4 protein-coding genes and 1 pseudogene are annotated in these 4,384 nt (G+C 71.3%); 3 read left to right on the plus strand and 2 right to left on the minus strand.

What is annotated here, in order from left to right:
* Nucleotides 1-258: 258 nt before the first annotated feature.
* Nucleotides 259-933: a GPP34 family phosphoprotein gene (locus tag AB0M52_RS31200; RefSeq protein WP_363961137.1), complete on the minus strand. Its 675-nt coding sequence runs from the start codon at nucleotides 931-933 to the stop codon at nucleotides 259-261.
* Nucleotides 934-991: 58 nt separating this feature from the next.
* Nucleotides 992-1,624, minus strand: a complete 633-nt coding sequence (gene upp, locus AB0M52_RS31205; RefSeq protein ID WP_363961139.1) for a uracil phosphoribosyltransferase — start codon at nucleotides 1,622-1,624, stop codon at nucleotides 992-994.
* Between the two features lie 136 nt (nucleotides 1,625-1,760).
* Between upp and deoC the strand changes: the two genes are divergently transcribed.
* The 3 genes and pseudogenes from deoC to AB0M52_RS31220 all read left to right on the plus strand — a co-directional run.
* On the plus strand, nucleotides 1,761-2,720 hold the full coding sequence (deoC, locus tag AB0M52_RS31210) for a deoxyribose-phosphate aldolase (RefSeq protein ID WP_363961141.1): 960 nt from the start codon (nucleotides 1,761-1,763) through the stop codon (nucleotides 2,718-2,720).
* A 5-nt stretch (nucleotides 2,721-2,725) separates the two neighbouring features.
* Complete coding sequence (locus AB0M52_RS31215) at nucleotides 2,726-4,156, plus strand: aldehyde dehydrogenase family protein (RefSeq protein ID WP_363961143.1); 1,431 nt, start codon at nucleotides 2,726-2,728, stop codon at nucleotides 4,154-4,156.
* Nucleotides 4,149-4,384, plus strand: a pseudogene (locus AB0M52_RS31220) (hypothetical protein); the annotation flags it as partial. The gene AB0M52_RS31215 and the pseudogene AB0M52_RS31220, both read left to right, overlap by 8 nt.

Raw genomic sequence — 4,384 nt, forward strand, 5'->3', positions numbered from 1 at the left:
AGAGGGTGAGCAGGAATGGTCCGTGACCGTCCTATGGCGGCATTCGCCCTGGTAGGAGCGGTGCTGACCACGGCACTGATCGTCCCCGCACCGACCGCGAGCTGCCTCCTACCAGGGGTCACGGATAACTGGCCGGATACCGGGCCAGGTGCCCGGGCGTGAAACCGCAACCGCCCTGGGCGTGTAAGGAAGGGCCCCTTATTAACGCCGGCGGTATAGGAAGGGGCCCCTCTTAACATCGCCTGGCGGGGACGGGGGTCAGCGGCGGGGGCCCAGGGCGGCCTCGACGGCGCGGCCCAGGGCGGCCACCACCAGGCCGACCGAGGGCCGGACCACCGAGTCGTCCAGGCTGACCTGGCCGGAGAAGCCGGCCCCGGTGGCGATCTCGTCCAGCCGGCGGCGGGCGTCGTCGGCCGTCTCGCCGCCGACACCGAGCGCGGCTTCCATCCGGAGCACGGCGACCAGGGTGGCCAGGGCGGCCGTCCGCTCGTCCGGGGCGGCTCCGGTGAGCGCCTCGGCGAGCCGGCCCCGGGTGTCCGCCTCCACCGACCGGTCCACCACCGGATACCGGTGTACGTGGATGAAACCCAGCTCCGTCTCGTCGACATCCCGGACGACGCCCTGGTCGCAGAGGTCACCGAGGATCTTGTCGCGCAGGCCGTGCCGCAGCCGCTGGACCCAGGACGACGGGCTGTGCGGCGTGTCGGCGGCCATCCTGGCCAGCACGTCGTCGGTGACCGGCTCGCCGGTCGGTGTCGGGTTCACCACCGTCAGGGCACCATCGGCGTACGCGATCCGCCCGGCCAGCGCCAGCTCGATCAGGACCGCCGCGGCCATCCCCAGGTCCAGGCTGATCCGCGGCATGCTCGCCTTGCCCGTCTCGTCGTCGTACGCGAGGAGGAGCAGTTCCTCCGCGAGCGGAACAGCAGTCATGGTCCGAGACGCTAGCCGCTGGACGCCACCACCGGCGGGACAAACCCGCCGCCGCGCGTCAGAACCGGGGCATGCCGCCGAACTGCCGGTCACCCGCGTCACCGAGGCCGGGCACGATGAACATGCTGTCGTTGAGGCCCTCGTCGATTGCGGCGGTGACCAGGCGCAGCGGCAGGCCGGAGCGCTCCAGCCGCTCGATGCCCGCTGGCGCGGCGAGCACGCAGAGCACGGTGATGTCGGTGCAGCCGCGCTCGGCCAGCAGCCGGCAGCAGTGCTCCAACGAACCGCCGGTGGCCAGCATCGGGTCGAGGACCAGCACCGGCAGGCCGCTCAGGTCCCGAGGCAGCGACTCCATGTAGGCGCGCGGCTCGAACGTCTCCTCGTCGCGGGCGAGCCCGACGAAGCCCATCGACGACTCCGGCAGCAGCGCGAGCGCGGCGTCGGCCATGCCGAGACCGGCCCGCAGCACCGGCACCAGCAGCGGCGGGCTGGCCAGCCGGGTGCCCTCGGTGCCGGTCACCGGGGTCTGCACCGGGTACCTCTCGACCGGGAAGGAGCGCGCGGCCTCGTACGCCAGCATGGTGGTGAGTTCGTGCAGCGCGGCCCGGAACGAGGCGGAATCGGTCCGTTCGTCCCGCATGGCGGTCAACCGGGACTGGGCGAGCGGGTGATCAATGACGAGTACGTCCACGAACGCTCAACCTACCCGGCCCGGATGGCGGCGCGCGGGCCCGTGGCCCGACCAGCGACGTCGCTCACGCGGAACGCCCCCCGAGCGGCGACAGTGGTCAAGATCACTCGCCCTTCGCCTGCGTAGACTTCAGGCCATGACGGCGACAGCGACGTCGGCCCGGTCGGACCTCTCCGAGCTGGGACGATCCGAGACCGCTCTGCGGACCTTCCTCCACGGCCTACCGGGCGTGGACCAGGTCGGCGCGGAGCAGCGAGCAGCCCAGCTCGGCACCCGATCCATCAAGACCACCGCCAAGGCCCAGGCGATCGACCTCGCGATCCGCATGGTCGACCTGACCACGCTGGAGGGCGCGGACACGCCCGGCAAGGTGCGGGCGCTCGCCGCCAAGGCGCTGCGGCCGGACCCGGCCGATCCGTCCTGCCCGCACGTCGGCGCGGTCTGCGTCTACCCCGCGATGGTCCCGTACGTGGCCGAGGTGCTGCGCGGATCCGCCGTACACCTGGCCAGCGTGGCCACCGCGTTCCCGTCGGGTCAGGCGCCGCTGGAGATCAAGCTCGCCGACACCCGCGCGGCCGTCGAGGCCGGCGCCGACGAGATCGACATGGTGATCAACCGGGGCGCGTTCCTGGCCGGCCGTTACTCCGAGGTGTACGACGAGATCGTCGCCACCAAGGAGGCGTGCGGGGACGCCCACCTCAAGGTCATCCTGGAGACCGGCGAACTGGCCACCTACGACAACGTGCGCCGCGCATCGTGGCTGGCGATGCTGGCCGGCGGTGACTTCATCAAGACCTCCACCGGCAAGGTCCCGATCGCGGCCACCCTGCCGGTGACCCTGGTGATGCTGGAGGCGGTCCGCGACTTCCGGGCCGCCACCGGGCGGCAGGTCGGCGTGAAGCCGGCCGGCGGCATCAAGACCACCAAGGACGCGATCAAGTACCTGGTCATGGTCAACGAGACCGTCGGGCCGGACTGGCTGGACCCGGACTGGTTCCGGTTCGGCGCCTCCAGCCTGCTCAACGACCTGCTGATGCAGCGCACCAAGCTGACGACCGGTGTCTACGCCGGCCCCGACTACTTCACCCTGGACTGAACTCGATGTTCGAATACGCACCCGCCCCCGAGTCGCGCTCGGTGGTGGACATCAAGCCCTCGTACGGGCTGTTCATCGGCGGCAAGTTCGTCGACCCGACCGACGGTGGCAGCTTCAAGTCGATCAACCCGGCCTCGGAGGAAGCGCTCGCCGAGATCGCCGAGGGCGGCAGCCAGGACGTGGACCGTGCCGTCCGCGCCGCCCGGGAGGCTTACGAGAAGGTCTGGGGCCGGATGCCGGGCCGGGACCGGGCCAAGTACCTGTTCCGGATCGCCCGGCTCATCCAGGAGCGGTCCCGCGAGCTGGCCGTGCTGGAGTCGCTGGACAACGGCAAGCCGATCAAGGAGTCCCGGGACGTCGACCTGCCGCTGGTCGCCGCGCACTTCTTCTACTACGCGGGCTGGGCCGACAAGCTGCCCTACGCCGGCTTCGGCCCCGACCCGAAGCCGCTGGGCGTGGCCGCGCAGGTCATCCCGTGGAACTTCCCGCTGCTGATGCTGGCCTGGAAGATCGCCCCGGCGTTGGCCGCCGGCAACACGGTCGTGCTCAAGCCGGCCGAGACCACCCCGCTGACCGCGCTGCTCTTCGCCGAGATCTGCCAGCAGGCCGACCTGCCGGCCGGCGTGGTCAACATCGTCACCGGCGCCGGCGAGACCGGCCGGGCGGTGGTCGAGCACCCCGGCGTGGACAAGGTCGCCTTCACCGGCTCCACCGACGTCGGCCGGGCCATCGCCCGCGCGGTCGCCGGCAGCCGCAAGAAGCTCACCCTGGAGCTGGGTGGCAAGGCCGCCAATATCGTCTTCGACGACGCCCCGGTCGACCAGGCGGTCGAAGGCATCGTCAACGGGATCTTCTTCAACCAGGGGCACGTCTGCTGCGCCGGCTCCCGGCTGCTGGTCCAGGAGTCCGTCGCCGATCAGGTGCTGGAGTCGCTCAAGCGTCGGATGGCCCAGCTGCGGGTCGGCGACCCGCTGGACAAGAACACCGACATCGGCGCGATCAACTCGGCCGCCCAGCTCGCCCGGATCCGGGAGCTGACCGCCGCCGGCGCCGCCGAGGGCGCGCAGCAGTGGTCGCCGCCGTGTGAGCTGCCCGAGCGGGGCTTCTGGTTCGCGCCGACCATCTTCACCGGGGTCACCCAGGCGCACCGGATCGCCCGGGAGGAGATCTTCGGCCCGGTGCTGTCCGTGCTGACCTTCCGCACCCCGGCCGAGGCCGTGGAGAAGGCGAACAACACGCCGTACGGGCTGTCGGCCGGGATCTGGACCGAGAAGGGTTCCCGGATCCTGTGGATGGCCGACCGGCTGCGCGCCGGCGTGGTCTGGGCCAACACGTTCAACAAGTTCGACCCCACCTCGCCGTTCGGCGGTTACAAGGAGTCGGGCTACGGTCGCGAGGGCGGCCGGCACGGGCTGGAGGCGTACCTCAATGTCTGAGCGGGTCGCGGTACGCAAGACGTACAAGCTCTTCATCGGCGGGAAGTTCCCGCGTAGCGAGTCGGGACGGTCGTACATCGTGCAGGACTCCAACGTGTCGCTGGCCTCCCGGAAGGACGCGCGGGACGCCGTGCTGGCCGCCCGCGCCGCCGTCAAGGGTAGAGTCCGCCTCGGTGCCACCGCCCTCACCGCCTGCGGCTCGGGCTCCGCCGGCAGCACCGACAACCC

The sequence above is a fragment of the Micromonospora sp. NPDC051296 genome (assembly GCF_040682255.1).
Lineage (GTDB): Bacteria > Actinomycetota > Actinomycetes > Mycobacteriales > Micromonosporaceae > Micromonospora > Micromonospora craterilacus.

What these genes read in the sequence shown, in the direction of transcription:
- AB0M52_RS31215 (WP_363961143.1), top strand. Translation starts at nt 2,726, where the DNA reads ATGTTCGAATACGCACCCGCCCCCGAGTCGCGCTCGGTGGTGGACATC.
- AB0M52_RS31200 (WP_363961137.1), bottom strand. Translation starts at nt 933, where the DNA reads ATGACTGCTGTTCCGCTCGCGGAGGAACTGCTCCTCCTCGCGTACGAC.
- deoC (WP_363961141.1), top strand. Translation starts at nt 1,761, where the DNA reads ATGACGGCGACAGCGACGTCGGCCCGGTCGGACCTCTCCGAGCTGGGA.